The following is a 15403-nucleotide window of genomic DNA, read 5'->3' as shown; positions in this document are numbered from 1 at the left end:
AATAAATTAAAGTTGCGTTGTAAATCTTATGTTAGTACCTTTCAGTGCTTTTTTCCAAAGAGGTTGTATAACTTCTTTATGAAGTTTATCTTGTTGTACTGTTTTTGGGGTAAAAACAACAATAATTTCTAGATTAGTAGGGATCTCGTAGGAGGTTTTACTTACCATATCCAGAAAGGCAGTAGTGTCTTTATACAAAGAACCTCCTGTATGGGAGTGATGCATTAAATCTGAAAAAATAATAAGAGATTTTTTACTCCCTTGCTTTCCATCTAGTTCTTTTATTGCATCTACAATAGGTTGGTACAGGTTAGATGATTTTTTTTGTTGATTTTCTACCGTTTTTACTAGCTCTAATGCTGATTGAATTTGCTTATAAGCTTGTTTCTGATTCTCAAGACGTTCTTTGGTAATTTGCGTAAACATGGAGTTTCCTAATGGTAGTTCTACTGATGCTAACATTGGATTCTCATAACGATCCGATAATGCTGAAAATCCTATGCTAAATCCATTATTAGAAACTTCATCTATACTTAATTCTAATAGTTCTCGAAATAAAAAATTGGCAGAACTTTCTATATCAATTTGTTGTGTGATAGTTGTGTCGGTAATATCAGTTAAAACAAGTACATGATTATAAGAAGAGTGGGGTGGTTGGCAACCTGTAATGAATAGGAAAATTAGCCCTTGCACTAAATATTTCATATTGATAATTGTTTGGTGTACCAACTGAATAGAGTTCAGTTGGTACGTTATGATAAAATTTATTATTTCAAAGGTGCTTCGTGTTGTTTTTCTAGAAGACCTTCTTGGTGGTGTACATCATATGTTTTTAGAATGGCTTCTTTTGAGGTCTGAATTCTTTTCTGAAAGCCTTCTGCATAGGTTCGTATTAATTTGCACCAATAATCTGCATCTTCGATAGAATAATTTAGGGGTATACTTTTTTGTTTTGTTGTTGTTTGTTGGGTCGATTTTTTTGTCTCTTCAATGAGAGCAGTAATTTCCTTATCTCGCTTTTTTCCTATCTTTTCAATTTGAACAAGAATACGTTTCTTTTGAGAATAAGCGTCTTTCATTATTTTCTCATTAGAGCTGCGTATTTTTAGGGTCTCTATTTCTTCATTGGAAAAGGCATATTCATGAGCAGCGATAGATGCAACACCATAAAAAGTGATATTGAATAAGGTAAGTAAGATATTATCTTCGAAAAATAATCGAAGTAGGAGTAGTATAGTAAAAGTTCCAATTGCAATTAAAATTGAGAAAAAAGCAGCTCTCATTTTATCCTCTTTAAGGGCTTTTCCTGTTCTATGTGCAAGATATCCGAAACCTAGAGCAATAGCCGTAGAAAATAAGAGTGACATTATCTTTGGCATTTCCCCAACCAATTCAACAATTTTAAAATTGACGAAAATATCTGCGGCGAGCAAAAAGATTAAAAGTGCATAATATAACGCTGTAGATATTAGTGTTCGATATGGAAAGCCATTGATAGCGTTTCGTAACTCTGCTAATTTTAGTTTTGCATTTTCAATAGCAGCATTTAGAATATTGGCTCGTTGATTTAGATCATTAATATGACGTTGGGCGTTGTCATTACAATTGACGATTCTTTTATCAAGTATTTCTTGATCTAATTCCGTGATTTGTTTTACTTCTTGTATTTGGTTCTCTGTGATGTGAATTTCAGCAAAGTGTTTTTGTGCCTTACTGTTAGGAACCATTGCTTCATCAAAAAAGGTTTGGGCTTGTATAGCAACGTCAGAGTATACGGCATCAATTTCATTTTTAGTTGCGTTTTTACCTTGTTCCAACGGAATGCCATTATAACCATCTTTGAATCCTTTTTTGTGCACGTACAAGGTCATTTTTTTATTTGTGTCTATTAGAACTTGTTCCATTTCAAGACTCTGCATGTTGGTAGTCCGTTTAAAATGTATTCGTTTCATGATTTTATATTTTTTGTTTTAAAAAAATGCTAGAGCTGACGCTAGGCTCTTTGTGCGTTGATGTATTAAACTTGGGTTTTATGTTTAGTTGTTAGATTTGTTATTCCCGATTAGGTACTAGCTTCTTGGTAATTAAATCTGATTTCTTGGATGCTTTTCTTCTTCGAGGTTAAGTTGAATAGTTCTCTCTGCCTTATCTATCACAGCAATTTCTTGGAGTGAAGTAGTTGCTTTGTTTGTACTTGTTCCCTTTATATTGTATGTTCTATTGGTTGCAAGTCTGACGTACTCACGAATAGATTCAGGAGTACGAGCCTGCTTAAATGTGTTATGAGCGACAATTTTCAATTCTTGAGTTTTGTACTTGATCTTGTTTCCCATAGAAGTGGGGATACCCTTAGTATTATTGTAGTGAGGAATATTTTTGCCTCCATCTTCAACACCCCAAATTTTGGCTTCTAAGGTGAGTTCGTTTTCGAGTTCTTTGTAGAGTCGCTCTAATTTCGGAAATCGAATGACGGATGAAATAGATGCTTCAAAATTGTTTGTTGACATAATTAAAATGTTTATTTTTATAAATATTACACAATGAGTTATGTTGTGTGATTTTGATTATGTCTGCAAGATAGTTGAGAAGGTAGTGGCATCGGTGGCATGCCACTTTGCCACTAAAAAAAGTATAAAAACTATGGATTTTCGTTTTCCAAAGTCCTATTTAGAGGATTTTTTCAAAAAAAAAGTAAAACCTGATTTAAACGAACGCCCTAGCTTTTTTCGTAAAAAATATAAAAAAGGCAAAAAACTTAATCCTTACGATAAGGATGTATACAAAGCCATTGAAGAATTTTTATCAACTCATAGAGGTGAAAATTTTCCTCCATATATAGACTATGTATATTGGGAATCGTCAGATGAAAAGTACAGTACGTTCAGAAGGTTTTTTTCTAAATCTGCATCAAATTCAGGATTCTCAATAGAACTAATGGATGCTGTAACTCGATATCTCGCTGATAATACTGATACATCTTTATTTATTCAGTTCAATATTGACTCAACTACTAAGTTGAGAGAATTTGTCCATCCCAAATCGCTAGAAGAATTTGAGCAGATACGAACAGATGAAGACATATTGAAACTATACAAGGATTGGGAAAAAGGCTTGCCAAAGTATCTTGAGGATCATATAAAAAGTATGGAGATTGACCATTTTGAAAAGATGGAACCGGATTCTCAAGATGCCCCAAACGAAGAAAATGATGAAGAGTTCCAAGATCAACCAAATGAACAGCAACAAAACGGAAGTTGGTGGGTTTATATTCAGAATCTGTTCCAAATCAATAAATATTTGGAAGATAAAAGCCAACATGTTCATTATCATTACAGCAATGAGCATGATTCAAAAAATCTTATAGAAGATCGATCTAATAAGAGGTTGCAAAAAAATAATTGGTGGAAAAAAATAATACCAGTTGTACTTCTAGCTCTTTTGGGTATTTATTATTGTACCTCTAGTAAAGAGAGAATTGATATGCCAGAAAATGAAGAGCCTGTATTAATTAAAAATGATGATGAAATACTGGTTGTAATTCCTTCTTTTTCTAATTCAAAAGATAAAGATTTTCTGAAAGTAGAGCAGATTTTAGCGCAAGAAATGGGAAACTATCATCAAAAATTATTCGAAAATAAAAATCTGAAATTTCGAGTTGAAGTTTTGGATACTACAAAGTACAGAGAGCTTGTAAATAGGTATTTGAATAAAGAAGAAGCAAGAAAATTAGGAGAAAAATTTAAAGCAGATATTGTAGTTTGGGGGAGTTATGAATATGATGGGGATACAGCTTTTTCTTGTGGAATAGAAAGTTTGTGGTTACATGATATTGGGGATATTATTCCTTCAACTAATAGCTTTTTGAATAGTCTTTTTGATGGAGTGTTTGATCATAAAAATAGAAATCATTTTAGTGTTCATATATCAAGACATAGAAGAGGGGAGAAGTATCTTGAGGATTTGATTCCTTTAATTGAGCAATTTTTTGCTTTGGAATATATAAAAAGAAGACAGTTGGAGAAAGCTTTTGATGTTTTAAAAGGAACTACAGATAAAAGGAGCTTATATCTATTAATGCAAATTTCTCTTTATTCTGAACCAATTCTTGAGAAATTTGAGTCTTTTTATGTTGATAGTATTGAAACAAAAGATCTAAATGTAATAGGCATATTGGCAAATGCTTTTCATGTGAATTCGTTATATAATAAAGCAAATAAACCACTGTATAAAGCAAATTATGCTAAAGCTTTTTCTCATGCTAAGGAATTTTTAGAAAAAACAAAAAATGTTCCGGCTCAATTAAAAGCAGGTAATTTGATGCAATTTGATTTGTTATCAAAACAAGCTTTAAGAGTAAGTTGCTTATTCTTATTAACACAATATATTTATACTGAATTAGGTGATAGAGAAAGAGCTTTATTTTGGGGAGTAAAGACAGAAGAAGAATACCAATTTTTTTGTGAGCAAGCAGATTTTAAGAATGAAGAATTATTAATGCATATATACCGATTAATGATGGATATTTTTATGAGAAAAGGTGATTTTGAGAAAGCTATTAATGTAGCTTTACTCTGTCTAAAAATAAGACAAAGATCATGTATAGATTTCTCTCAAATTTTACGTGAAATAGATTTTGATAAAGGATTTCCTGTAGGTGATATATACGCAAAAATTTTATACAATTTCTACCGAATGAAAGAAATCCAACGTTGTGAATTAATACACTATAAAATTTCATTGTGCTACACTACAAGTGATAGAAATGAAATGGAGCAAAAATTTTATGCTATTGAGTGCAACTCATTTGCTAGTGAATATAATAAAAGAATAATAAAAGCTTTGAATGAGCAAAGAATACGTATTTTAGATTCTTTAGACTTTGATATGTATGAAGCTAATATTACCAAAGGCAAATCAAATATATCTACCATAGACATGGTGAAATCAAACTGTGAATAAATTGTACATATTTTTATTTTTATTATAAGATATTGATGAGTAAAATATTTCATCAATACAAACTCACTTGTTCTTTACAGGATATATATGAGTTTAATATAAAAATTATGTTCTTCTTTCAAAAAAATGCAAAAAAACAAATAGGAAAGATACCTCAATTATTCAATTCAAAATCAGATGTTTTATTGAATCAACCAGATTTGGAAAAAACACATATTATAGACTCGTCGAAACTTGCTTGGCAATTTTTTCATCAATACTGGAATCACAGTATGATAAACTTACGTGAAGATTATATGGTTTTGTTTTTAACAAAAGATTTGTGTGCACTAGGTTATAGTATCGAAGATGAAGGAGATCACTGCTCATGCACCGTGAATTTAAAAAGGGTCATATGTAGGGCTAAAGCAATAGGTTCATCGGCTATTATAACCGCTCATAATCACCCCAAAAGTTTAGGGTTGCCCTCAATAGCAGATATAAAAGCAGAAAGAGCTTTAAAAAAATTTGCAAGTTTGAGAGGTATACGACATCTAGAGCATATTATTTTGTCAAAATCGAAATGGCATTATTCTTTCGCATCAATGTTTATTCTCTAAAGACATTTTACTACTAAGGCTTGCTCTAGAAGCAAGCCTTATTTTCTTTAGTCATTGACTAAAGGCGAACAGGATATTTCACGAATACCCGCATTTTTTTAGGCAAAAAAGATAGAGATCGTTTAAAAGGTTTGTATTGAAGCCATTGCCTACCAACTTTTTTAGAAACACTAAACTCAAAATGATCGCTCATTGTATTACAGGATAACTTATAAATAACATCTTTTCTTGTGATAGAGAATTGATCAAATGTGTGCATTTTTCCTTGAAAAACGTTTGTACCCCTCGACCAAGAGATAGAGGGGTCTTTTTTTGAAATATAATAGATCATGTTTTGTTGGTTGGATGTTTCTATCCGTTTCATATTTTTGATAGCAGGGTATAGGTTTAGGAAATCGTCAAAATCCCTTTGGCTAGTAATTTGACCTAAAATATTCGTTACTACAATGCAATTGATAAAAAAGAGATAAAAAATTGTTTTCATAATTCTTCTAAGTTGATGGAGTGATTAAAGAGTTGGGAAATTGAGGGTATAGCGGTAATGTGCTTGACGAGAAGATGTACTGAACCGAGCAAATGTTCGAGTTACCAGTTTTTTTGTTTCTTTATGTATTATTTCATAAAAACCAAAAGCAGAAGGGTCTTTATCGGGTGACCAAGGGTGGCTCATATTTTCTTCAAATACGTATCCTATGATTTGATATTGAGTAGGATTAGCGCGTAATAGGCGTGCTTGGTTTATAGGAGTACCCAAATATTGAAGGTGCCATCCATCCTTACATACAACATCATCAAAGCGTCCTTTGTCAGCGTTGTATTTTCCAAGCTGTTCAATATCAAATATCATTGTATGGAGCTTTCTAGGATTCCGTTTTTTTTCGATTTCTTTTTGATAAGGTTGCACAATATCTTTTCTAATTGTGTAAATGTAACTGGTTATGTGCTTTTCAATCAGCTTATCTAACACAGAATTGATGGCTTTTGACATATCTTCAAATCGTTGACGTTGAGCCTCTGTCGTTTCGAACTCGTCTCCTCCAGTAGAGGACGAAACAACTACCTTGAGTGTAGACTGAGCTTGATGTGAAGACATATAAAAAATGAGTCCAAGTTTGTACGAAGGAAACTGTTGTTGGAGTTCTTTTTCAATGGATTTTTTGATCTGCTCTTTTGTTTCGGACCAATTTTTTTCTTTTAGAAATATTTTGAAATTGGTGGTTTGTAGATGCCTTGGATTCTTTTGCTCATAGACATGTATGGAGAAGCGTTCTAACAAATCATTTTTCTTTGTAGAAACTTGGGCAATCTCTCCATCTAATATGGAAAAATAGTCATGTGTATTGAGGCTAAAATAACTTCCAGAAGCATCTGTTCTTTTCTCTACAATTCTCGCTTCATTAAATTGTGTGCAAGACATATTTTCTATTTCATAGAATGGTATGCTGATATCAACTTTTTTTTGAGTAACAACAAGTGACTTATTTTGTGCTAGGCTTTGAGTGAAAACTCCAAATAGGAGGAGAAAAATTAGAGTATACATAATAAATGTTTTTAGAGGTTATCTTTTAGGGGGGGCAACTTTGTTTTGTGCTTTTATTCTTGGGCAGGAATCGGTTTTGTAAACTACTTTGTCTCGTGTAAGTACTTTGATCGCCTCTCCCGTCAGTGGTCTAAGGTAATAGGCTTTTTTTCTGTAAAGATTTTCTTTACTTAAATCCCAAATTTCTGTGGCGACTAGTTCGCCTGTATAGGAGTATTTTTCTACAGTAATTTTTGTTGTTTGAATCCATGTATCAGAAGTATCTGAGCAGGTATATAGAAAATACTGGGCTTTTAAATCCGCATGTCCATATCGTGTATCCTGTGTTGTTACATATCCTGCGATATATAAAGGAACTTTGAATTTATAAATGCCTCGAGGTATAGGACCATCTAGTTTTGAAAATTGTTGTTCATCCATTTTAAAAAAAGCAGTGTTTCCTGTCTTTATTTTTTGTGCATAAGAGAAATAGGGAAGCATAAAAATGGAGGTTGCTAGTAGGTTGAATAGTATTGATTTCATCAGAAGAAGTTTAGAAATAAATGAGTTGATACATTCAAAAGTAAGAAAAAAAAACAAAAAGCCTGTTTAAATAGGCTATTAAAAATAAGGGTCTATTTTTTATGTTTAGTAATGAGCACTATTTATCGGATTTTTGCTAAATGACACGAAAAATAGAACAACATATAAAAGATAAGCTCTTAAAGGTAGGAGCACGTTTGCGATCTGTCCGAAAGCAAAAAGGCTATACTAATTATGACCATTTCGCATATGAACACAATATGTCTCGATCTCAATATGGAAAATATGAGACGGGGTCTGATATGCATTTAAGTACACTTTTCAAATTGTTAGAAGCCCATAATATGACAATCCAAGAGTTTTTCTCGGAGGGTTTTGAAATACCACCTAAAGAGGAGGATAGTTGACACCTTTTTGAATCATAAATATCCTTTTCCTGCTAATCTAATTTTAACCAAAAAAGCAATGAAATGGATATTACAGATGTTGGTTGGGAGCATAAACCTCCTGAATATACAACAGGAGATTACTGGTTTGATGGAAAGTTCTTTGTGACGAGGAATGTTCAAAACACCTTGTCAGAAGAAGAAATTACTTTAATTTATGCGCATATTATAAATTTAGTACAGCAAAAAGGTGGGCAAGACTATTTGCAAGTATTTGAGCAAAAAGAAGCAGAATACAAACTCTTCTTTATTGACCAAGTCACAAGAGAGTCGCTCCAAAATGGAGAACAGCCCAACGAACACAATTATTGTACACTCTTGTTTGATTGGGAGTACTAAGGATAATTGCCAAGGTGCCAGAAATATCTGGCGCCTCTTTTTTATTTAAAAAAGGAGGTTGTTATTAGACAACCTCCCTGCTATTTCCCCACCAAAATAATATTATAGTAATTCGTAAAAAAAGTGAATTCGAGACCATTCTACGCAAAGCAATTGTTTTTCTTTATAGAAAAACTGCTTGACTGTTACATGGTAGTCTCGAAATAAGGTTTCATTGTCAAAATCACCTGTGTCTATAATCGCTTGTTTCTGTACTCTGGTAGCATTTTTCAAACTAAACCAAAGTGACTCATAGGCTTCAATTATTTGAAGTTGTTGAGAGGTGCAATAAATACAATTGAATATAAATCGAACCTCCATATCAACCTCGTCTTCCTTCCAAAATGTAATCGACTGCTTGTTGAGCTCTAGATGCTACACGAAAGATGAAGCGCTTATCTTCCTCCAAGGCTTGTAGCCATGAAGAAATATAGTCCGAGCCTTCTTCTAACTGTGTAAGTTGCTCTATGCCAACGATTGCTGTTAGCATACAAGCTCCTAGTTCTGCAATCAAACTTTCTTCTACATAAATACTTGTTTCACCTAAGGTATTATCCATAATTCCTGGGCGTGCCAGTCGTTTGATATTACCAGTCCAATGAATCAAGTGATGAAACAACAACACATAATAAGTCTCGGGGTCATTGAATGCTTTAAATTTGGGCAATACGATATGATCTAAGACAGGATTGTAATAGGCATCAAAATCTTCTTGATGTTTGAGAATGGGAGCTTCTTTGAGCGCATCAAGAATCAAATCACAATGACTAATGACATCCTTTTTGTGTCTTTCTTCTGGTGCTTCCCATACAATACCACGAGTATACGCAATGTTAAAAACATGGTGTTTTTTTAAGTACGAAATTCGTTGTACTTCTTCGTGGCGTGCCTCTAGTTGCTTTGCTTGAACAACCGAAATCAAATGTCCTGCTCGGTTTCTATAGTAAGAATTGAAGTAGAAAACCTCATTGGCTTTTGTTCCCTTCAATACGTTACCACCGAGTTTTTGGACTTGATTCCAAGTTAAATAGAAGGGCACTTCATGAGAGGTCATAAGGTTGAGTAGTAGCCAATTTATTCCACGGTATTTTCTAGAAGAAAAAAAATTCTTAGCAAATCCAGTATAAGGATGACTTAATGTTCTTCGCCATGGTATTTTACCTTGTTGAAGCTCCTCAATAATTCTTCTCGTCACCACTCGGTAGAAATCTACTCGTTGAGAAGAAGAAGAGTTCTCTTGATTTGTCTTTTCCATAAAATTTTCATTTTTGTTTGTCAATGGTAGGTCTGTGAAATAGCAAAAACAGCCCTTTCAAAAGGACTGCTTGTGGTACTCTAACACAGGTGTTATATCTGCCGAAATGAAAATTTGGAATTCCTCAAAAACAGGATAACAGCTAATCGCAAATCCAATTACAGCCTAGCAGACCTAGTCCAATAACAGGTATTAGTGTTATCCTGTTATTAGGGACTATTGTGATGGGATGGTAGGGTTGCTCTGTATAGAACTGTTTTTGGATTTGCAATTAAATTTTAGAAAGAAAAAAAGCAAAGTCAATTCTTTTGTCTAGAAGATGTGTTGCCATACATTCTCGTATAGAAAGCAAGTGAAATTTTGGATGCTAAACCGCTTTAATACTTGTTGTAGAAGATTTGAGGCTTGAGGGAAGAAAAAAGCATTTTGTGTGAGCAGGTATTTGAGTAGAATTATTCCTGCTCTTACTTTTTGTCAGAAAATTTTCTCGCACATGTTTGTGCGTTTTTTTATTCTTCATTTTCTGACCTATGAAATCTCTTATAGTTTGCCAAACACTTTATGCCGAAAGTACAGAAATTGGTTCTGGTGCTTTTGTTGCTTTAGACAAAGCAACACCACCCATTATTAATTTGCTTAAAAGATCTTACTTAAATGATCCACAAACTCTGATAGGTGACATTCCCTACTTATTCTCTCTTTAGAACTGCTATTTCTTGAGACAAGAAGTAAGAGCATCAAAAAGAAGCGTTTTTCTATTTTTCAAACTCTTTTACACAACATAACCAACTTTGTACTTTCTGCTTTTTCTTTCTAACAAAAATCGTAATAGTTTGTCAATGAATCAGTGTATTACTTTAGATCAATAAATCTAGAAGAACGTAGTCAATTGTTGTTAGAAGTTTGTTCTTTTATTTAATACTTCGTTGATTTTTTAGTTTTCCTACGAAAAACATAAAAAAGCATCTTGCATTAGTTTGATTATCAGTCTTTTACCACAAAGGTTAACAGAAGCACATCTTACTGATAATCAAACTAATACGATTTTTCAACGGAGTAATGTTTATTTGGACAGAGATTTAGTTCATCTTAGTTAGGGATGACAATGATTGTTAAAATTACAACACAACGTAGGATAAAAGAACAGACCAGTCAAGAAATGAGATTTTATATTTAGTAGAAAAAAGAATATACAAAATTTCATCTATGAGATGGAGGTTACTTAGGCACAAGCATAGAATAGATTTAAAAGTAAGTACTCTCTCTAAGATTCATAATTACTTTCGTACCTTAATAAATATTCAAAGAATATTCTATCAGAGTAGGATAAATAAGGTGTAGTTTATATATTTAGAATAATTTCATTGTTCTTATTATATTTTGTTTTGGACACACGAGTCATGTGTTCTTACATGAATACTAAATTAAACGACATAATGTTTGCTAAACATGTATCTGACTTAAAATACTCTGATATAGAATATCTTGTAAATGATAGAAAAGAACAGGAAGGGTATCACTTAGATTATAAAAAAAGTTTAGGGAACCCTGATAGGGCAAAAAATGAACTTGCAAAGGATATTTCATCTTTTGCAAATAGTAATGGAGGTTACTTAATTATTGGGGTTAATGATAATTTAGAGATACTTGGAGTTGATAAAGAGATAAACAATAAACCTATTGATGAATGGTTAAATCAAGTTGTTGGGTCTAATATAGAACCAAATGTTCTTTACTATGATCCTAAAATTATTGATATACCAAGTTCAAATAAGGTATTAGTTGTCATACACATTCCCGAAAGTACAAAAAAGCCACATATGGTAAGCAGCCTATATACTTATTATGTAAGGATTAACGACAGCTCAAAAAAAGCAAATCACTATCAAATCAGAGATATGTTTGAATTTTCAAGAAATAGAACAAGTGACTTTAATAAATTTCTTGAGAAAAAAAATTTATTAGATGAGGATGATCCTAATTTTGGAATAAATAGAAATTCTAAAAAATTATGGAGTATGGTACCTGAGAAAACAGGAAAACCTAAACCTGTAATTTTATTTTCATTGATTCCTCAGTACCCTAACGAAGAAAAAATCAAGCTTCCTATAACCGATTTAAAAATGTGGTTAGAGCAAAATAAATCGGGTTTAGATCCTTTACCATCTAAATCGCTTTATTATACATATCAATATGATTTAAAACTTGATAGTATAGTGCTTAAAGTTATTAACAATAATTCTTTTTCATCCTATTTTGAAATTGCAAATAATGGGTATGTAGAAGCTGGTTTTTCAGATACTTTTACTTCTCTTTTTAAAGACTATACCCAAGAATGGAAAATATCCACCTACCTAAGCCATATTATTAGTTATGAAATGCTTCTTTTAGAGTGGGCAAGAAAACTCTATGAAATGATGGATTCATTTGATGATGTTTTATTGCAAATAAGCTTTAATAGTATATTGGATTTTAAACTCTATGGATTCAATTCACTATGCCGAGAAGATACTATTGGTATTGGTAAAAATATCAATAAGCAACATACTAATTTGAAACTCAATTTTGCTTTTAATCCTAGGAAATTGACAAAAGAAGATATACTTGATGTTGCGAAAAGGCATAGTGAGCAAATTTGTAGAGTTTTTGGAATAGAAAAGGAATGTTGCTTTGTTGAAAACAAAATATCGCCAAAAACACTTTTTCAACTTTAAGCGTAATAATAATCAAATTCTGAGGGAATTTTTTAAAACAAAAACTACATTTTGTAGTGCATTTCTCTCTTACAGCTTTAATAGGACAACATTGAAGAAACAACAACCTATCATCGAAGAGGATTTTCTAAAGAATCATTTAAACCTTTTTCATCTTAGTACAATTGATGGACTCGAATCAAAAAAGGTCATTCTGAATGATTGGTTTTTGAAGTATCGATCTGGGAAACTTGAAGGACAAAATGAGACCTCAATAGCAGCTGATTTTATTAATGATATATTTGGGGACGTGTTAGGGTTTAATTATAGAAATCCTAATAACTGGAACCTTCAAAAAGAATTAAAGACTCTTATTGATAGTAGGAAGCCAGATGGTGCAATTGGTTATTTTAATGTAGAAGAAGATCTAAGCACAAATGTATATGGAGTTATTGAAATGAAATCTGCCAATACAAATTTAGATAAAAAGCAGAATAGAGCTGACAATAAACAGACCCCTGTTGAACAGGCTTTTTCGTATGCCCCTAAATATGGAAAAAAGTGCAAGTGGGTTATAGTTTCTAATTTTGTTGAAATTCGATTATATAAAAGTGATGATGCCAGTAAATATGAAGCTTTTTATTTGGATCAACTGAAAGATGAGTATCAATTAAAAAGATTCTTTTTTCTTCTTAAAATAGAAAATTTATTAAGTAAAGATGGCACCCCTAGACTTGAACGACTGATAGAGAAAAGTCGAGAATTTAAAAGCCAAATGGCAAATAAGGATTCATCTCATATACTTGATAGAATATACAATCTCATCAAGAAATTCGATGGACTCATGTATGTAAATCCTAATATTTTAGCAAATGCAATGCCTTTCAATAAAGGGAATAGATATGTGCACCATTATTCAAGTTTCACTTTAGAGTCGACTGAAAAAGACATATTTAGTCTGTTTAGTGGTATTACAATAGAATCTCAAAAAATCCTACTAAGCGAACCTCTTAGAAAAGAATTAACAGAATGGGGAGTTGTTGAATTTCAAGATAAAATATCCTTTTTAATCAAACGATTTAATGAATGTTTGATATTTAAGATCAGATGTTATGAAAATGTAGACCTAGTTCACGAGCACCTTAGTCAAAGTAATTCATCTATCGAAGGTATTTTAAGCCATGAAATGAGAGATTATTGTGGTCAGATGCGAGAGTTCTCAATAGACTTAAGTAATCACGAAACAAGATGTGAGTGTTTAAGGTGTTGCTATAAAAGGCTTGATTTTAGTACTGTACTAAAAACTTTAAAGGCAAGAGAAGGAAAAGAAGAGCATAACACGCTTGAATCTGGATATTTTCATCATATCGTTGGCACCAATAGATTTAAAACGAGCTTTCTTATCTATAAAAATATTGCACGCCAAGAAAAAGGGGGAAATCAATTTCTTTACTTTATTGCAAAATACAATCTCTTAAGACTTCATAATTTAGTAGATAGAGCATATTCTTTAGAGGATAAAGAAGAAATCATGAACGAAATAAAGTCTATTGATTTAGATGCTATTTTACATGAATTAGATGTTATTGATTTGGATCAAAGAAAGGCTTTAATTGAAATAAAAGATGAGACGATAAAAAAAAATACAGAAAAAAATATTGAAGAAAAAATAATTAATTTAAAGAAAGCTAAAGCTTCTTTTGAAAGAGGTCCAGATGGAAGCTTTCCAGACTATACTTTTCAATTAAATAAATCACTGGCTGCATTTTTATCTCATTATTCAACCAATTATATTTTGGGAGATACTTTTACAGGATATAAGAATCTTTGTAAAAAAGTATTAGAGGGGTATTTAATTAGTTACTCAAGTCATGGTTATCCTGCTCAGTTGAAACAATTAGAAATTTTTCATGTAAACCTTATAGTCTTTGATCTATATTCAGAAACCGTTAAAGAACTTTGCAAGACATATAAAATAAATGATATTGCTCTTTCAGAGAATGCAAAGAATGATTTACTTGAGAAAGTAAAGAATTTTTTACAATCTAATCATGGTCGAATAATATGGTTTGAGCCAATAGAAAATGTATATTTAATACAAGCATTAACAAGCCTTCATTTTAAGCAAATATATGAGCATATATTCTTTAATTTATTCTTTCTTTTGAGTAGAACAGAACTCACAGAAGATCAATGTAGAACATTTATTCCTGTTATAATTCCTTTTTTGAAAGCAGATAATACACTTTATGCTCCTCGATTGAAAACTTTGTCAAAGTTCATTACTAAATATGGAAATTACTTTAAATCAAATGAACTTACAAGCATTTTAAGTATAACTCTTGATAAAAGAAGGCTATCAGATAATTCTTTGATCAAGGCAATTTTTTTCGCATTAAATACCTTTCATTCTGATTTTAAATTGGAAGATGAAGTTATTATACAGAAAGGAATTTTACGTTCGATTGAAGATCATAAATATCATGACAATTTAGTTCTATTTTGGGCTGTTTCAACAGATACTAATAAGAAAATTTTAGAAACAGAATTTTTCAAAAAACTAGATCGAAAATTTGCACCCTATTTCTACCGAACTCTTCTTTTTTATAATGTTATAAATATTGATTACAAGGATTATTTTTGTCAATATGTTAAATCGGTTAATGCGTCTAAAGGGAACGGTAATTATAAATTATGGAATGGTGAGCCAAATATTCGGAATTTTGACTTTATTAACTTTGCATTGCTTCTTTATAGTTTAAATATAGATACCAATGATACTAGGATTAAACAGCTCTCTAACCTATGTGAGTGGCATAATTGGCTCATTAATTTAGACTCTTTTGATTATTCAAAATTTAAAGTTGAATGGGTACTTATTTTTCATCACGAGGTTATTCTGAAACGACTTGGAGATGTTCCAATTATCAGAAATAAAGTAAAAAAAGAACTGACAGAAAATTATCACCCAAGATTAGCGGATATATATATTAAATATCTTAACAAATAAA

At 31.7% G+C, this 15403-nt stretch carries 15 protein-coding genes; 7 read left to right on the top strand and 8 right to left on the bottom strand.

Annotation, left to right across the window (positions count from 1 at the left end):
* Window positions 1-6 precede the first annotated feature (6 nt).
* The 3 genes from CG11_RS27005 to CG11_RS26995 form a co-directional block, all read right to left on the bottom strand.
* The gene (locus tag CG11_RS27005) at window positions 7-705 is read right to left on the bottom strand and encodes a hypothetical protein (RefSeq protein ID WP_052600026.1); all 699 of its coding nucleotides are present in this window, start codon (window positions 703-705) and stop codon (window positions 7-9) included.
* A 62-nt stretch (window positions 706-767) separates the two neighbouring features.
* The gene (locus CG11_RS27000) at window positions 768-1952 is read right to left on the bottom strand and encodes a hypothetical protein (RefSeq protein ID WP_156039938.1); all 1185 of its coding nucleotides are present in this window, start codon (window positions 1950-1952) and stop codon (window positions 768-770) included.
* 132 nt (window positions 1953-2084) lie between these two features.
* Window positions 2085-2507: a hypothetical protein gene (locus CG11_RS26995; protein ID WP_052600024.1), complete on the bottom strand. Its 423-nt coding sequence runs from the start codon at window positions 2505-2507 to the stop codon at window positions 2085-2087.
* A 133-nt stretch (window positions 2508-2640) separates the two neighbouring features.
* Here CG11_RS26995 and CG11_RS26990 point away from each other — a divergent pair, with 133 nt between their 5' ends.
* A complete protein-coding gene (locus tag CG11_RS26990; protein WP_052600023.1) occupies window positions 2641-4959 on the top strand; it encodes a hypothetical protein in 2319 nt (772 codons plus the stop codon).
* Between the two features lie 35 nt (window positions 4960-4994).
* Window positions 4995-5558: a JAB domain-containing protein gene (locus CG11_RS26985; protein ID WP_052600022.1), complete on the top strand. Its 564-nt coding sequence runs from the start codon at window positions 4995-4997 to the stop codon at window positions 5556-5558.
* Between the two features lie 58 nt (window positions 5559-5616).
* Here the strand turns inward: CG11_RS26985 and CG11_RS26980 are convergent, their stop codons facing one another.
* The 3 genes from CG11_RS26980 to CG11_RS26970 are packed head-to-tail and all read right to left on the bottom strand — an operon-like array spanning window position 5617 to window position 7620.
* Window positions 5617-6042 (bottom strand): hypothetical protein, encoded by a 426-nt coding sequence (locus CG11_RS26980; RefSeq protein ID WP_052600021.1) that lies wholly within the window; start codon window positions 6040-6042, stop codon window positions 5617-5619.
* 24 nt (window positions 6043-6066) lie between these two features.
* A complete protein-coding gene (locus CG11_RS26975; protein WP_052600020.1) occupies window positions 6067-7098 on the bottom strand; it encodes a hypothetical protein in 1032 nt (343 codons plus the stop codon).
* 18 nt (window positions 7099-7116) lie between these two features.
* Window positions 7117-7620: a hypothetical protein gene (locus CG11_RS26970; RefSeq protein WP_156039937.1), complete on the bottom strand. Its 504-nt coding sequence runs from the start codon at window positions 7618-7620 to the stop codon at window positions 7117-7119.
* A 140-nt stretch (window positions 7621-7760) separates the two neighbouring features.
* Here CG11_RS26970 and CG11_RS26965 point away from each other — a divergent pair, with 140 nt between their 5' ends.
* Window positions 7761-8027 carry a helix-turn-helix domain-containing protein gene (locus tag CG11_RS26965; RefSeq protein ID WP_052600018.1) on the top strand — a complete coding sequence of 89 codons (267 nt, stop codon included), beginning with the start codon at window positions 7761-7763 and terminating at the stop codon, window positions 8025-8027.
* Window positions 8028-8090: 63 nt separating this feature from the next.
* Entirely contained in the window at window positions 8091-8405 is a 315-nt protein-coding gene (locus tag CG11_RS26960) for a hypothetical protein (protein WP_052600017.1), read from the top strand.
* Between the two features lie 102 nt (window positions 8406-8507).
* Here CG11_RS26960 and CG11_RS30700 read toward each other — a convergent pair whose 3' ends face one another.
* A complete protein-coding gene (locus CG11_RS30700) occupies window positions 8508-8765 on the bottom strand; it encodes a hypothetical protein (RefSeq protein ID WP_052600016.1) in 258 nt (85 codons plus the stop codon).
* Window position 8766: 1 nt separating this feature from the next.
* Window positions 8767-9699, bottom strand: coding sequence for an ArdC family protein (locus CG11_RS26950; protein WP_052600015.1), 933 nt, complete (start codon window positions 9697-9699; stop codon window positions 8767-8769).
* A gap of 530 nt (window positions 9700-10229) precedes the next feature.
* Between CG11_RS26950 and CG11_RS30265 the strand changes: the two genes are divergently transcribed.
* The 3 genes from CG11_RS30265 to CG11_RS26940 all read left to right on the top strand — a co-directional run bounded on the left by CG11_RS30265 (window position 10230) and on the right by CG11_RS26940 (window position 15402).
* Entirely contained in the window at window positions 10230-10403 is a 174-nt protein-coding gene (locus CG11_RS30265; protein ID WP_156039936.1) for a hypothetical protein, read from the top strand.
* 732 nt (window positions 10404-11135) lie between these two features.
* Entirely contained in the window at window positions 11136-12413 is a 1278-nt protein-coding gene (locus CG11_RS26945) for a helix-turn-helix domain-containing protein (protein WP_052600014.1), read from the top strand.
* A 91-nt stretch (window positions 12414-12504) separates the two neighbouring features.
* A complete protein-coding gene (locus tag CG11_RS26940) occupies window positions 12505-15402 on the top strand; it encodes a type IIL restriction-modification enzyme MmeI (RefSeq protein ID WP_156039935.1) in 2898 nt (965 codons plus the stop codon).
* Window position 15403: the final 1 nt, after the last annotated feature.

The sequence above is a fragment of the Aureispira sp. CCB-QB1 genome (assembly GCF_000724545.1).
Lineage (GTDB): Bacteria > Bacteroidota > Bacteroidia > Chitinophagales > Saprospiraceae > Aureispira.
The sequence above is the reverse complement of the archived record's forward strand: the minus strand, read 5'-3'. Positions and strand labels throughout refer to the sequence as shown.

Excerpts from the sequence above, each read along its gene's own strand:
- CG11_RS27005 (WP_052600026.1), bottom strand. The coding sequence starts at position 705 with ATGAAATATTTAGTGCAAGGGCTAATTTTCCTATTCATTACAGGTTGC.
- CG11_RS27000 (WP_156039938.1), bottom strand. The coding sequence starts at position 1,952 with ATGAAACGAATACATTTTAAACGGACTACCAACATGCAGAGTCTTGAA.
- CG11_RS26995 (WP_052600024.1), bottom strand. The coding sequence starts at position 2,507 with ATGTCAACAAACAATTTTGAAGCATCTATTTCATCCGTCATTCGATTT.
- CG11_RS26990 (WP_052600023.1), top strand. The coding sequence starts at position 2,641 with ATGGATTTTCGTTTTCCAAAGTCCTATTTAGAGGATTTTTTCAAAAAA.
- CG11_RS26985 (WP_052600022.1), top strand. The coding sequence starts at position 4,995 with ATGAGTAAAATATTTCATCAATACAAACTCACTTGTTCTTTACAGGAT.
- CG11_RS26980 (WP_052600021.1), bottom strand. The coding sequence starts at position 6,042 with ATGAAAACAATTTTTTATCTCTTTTTTATCAATTGCATTGTAGTAACG.
- CG11_RS26975 (WP_052600020.1), bottom strand. The coding sequence starts at position 7,098 with ATGTATACTCTAATTTTTCTCCTCCTATTTGGAGTTTTCACTCAAAGC.
- CG11_RS26970 (WP_156039937.1), bottom strand. The coding sequence starts at position 7,620 with ATGAAATCAATACTATTCAACCTACTAGCAACCTCCATTTTTATGCTT.
- CG11_RS26965 (WP_052600018.1), top strand. The coding sequence starts at position 7,761 with ATGACACGAAAAATAGAACAACATATAAAAGATAAGCTCTTAAAGGTA.
- CG11_RS26960 (WP_052600017.1), top strand. The coding sequence starts at position 8,091 with ATGGATATTACAGATGTTGGTTGGGAGCATAAACCTCCTGAATATACA.
- CG11_RS30700 (WP_052600016.1), bottom strand. The coding sequence starts at position 8,765 with ATGGAGGTTCGATTTATATTCAATTGTATTTATTGCACCTCTCAACAA.
- CG11_RS26950 (WP_052600015.1), bottom strand. The coding sequence starts at position 9,699 with ATGGAAAAGACAAATCAAGAGAACTCTTCTTCTTCTCAACGAGTAGAT.
- CG11_RS30265 (WP_156039936.1), top strand. The coding sequence starts at position 10,230 with ATGAAATCTCTTATAGTTTGCCAAACACTTTATGCCGAAAGTACAGAA.
- CG11_RS26945 (WP_052600014.1), top strand. The coding sequence starts at position 11,136 with ATGTTTGCTAAACATGTATCTGACTTAAAATACTCTGATATAGAATAT.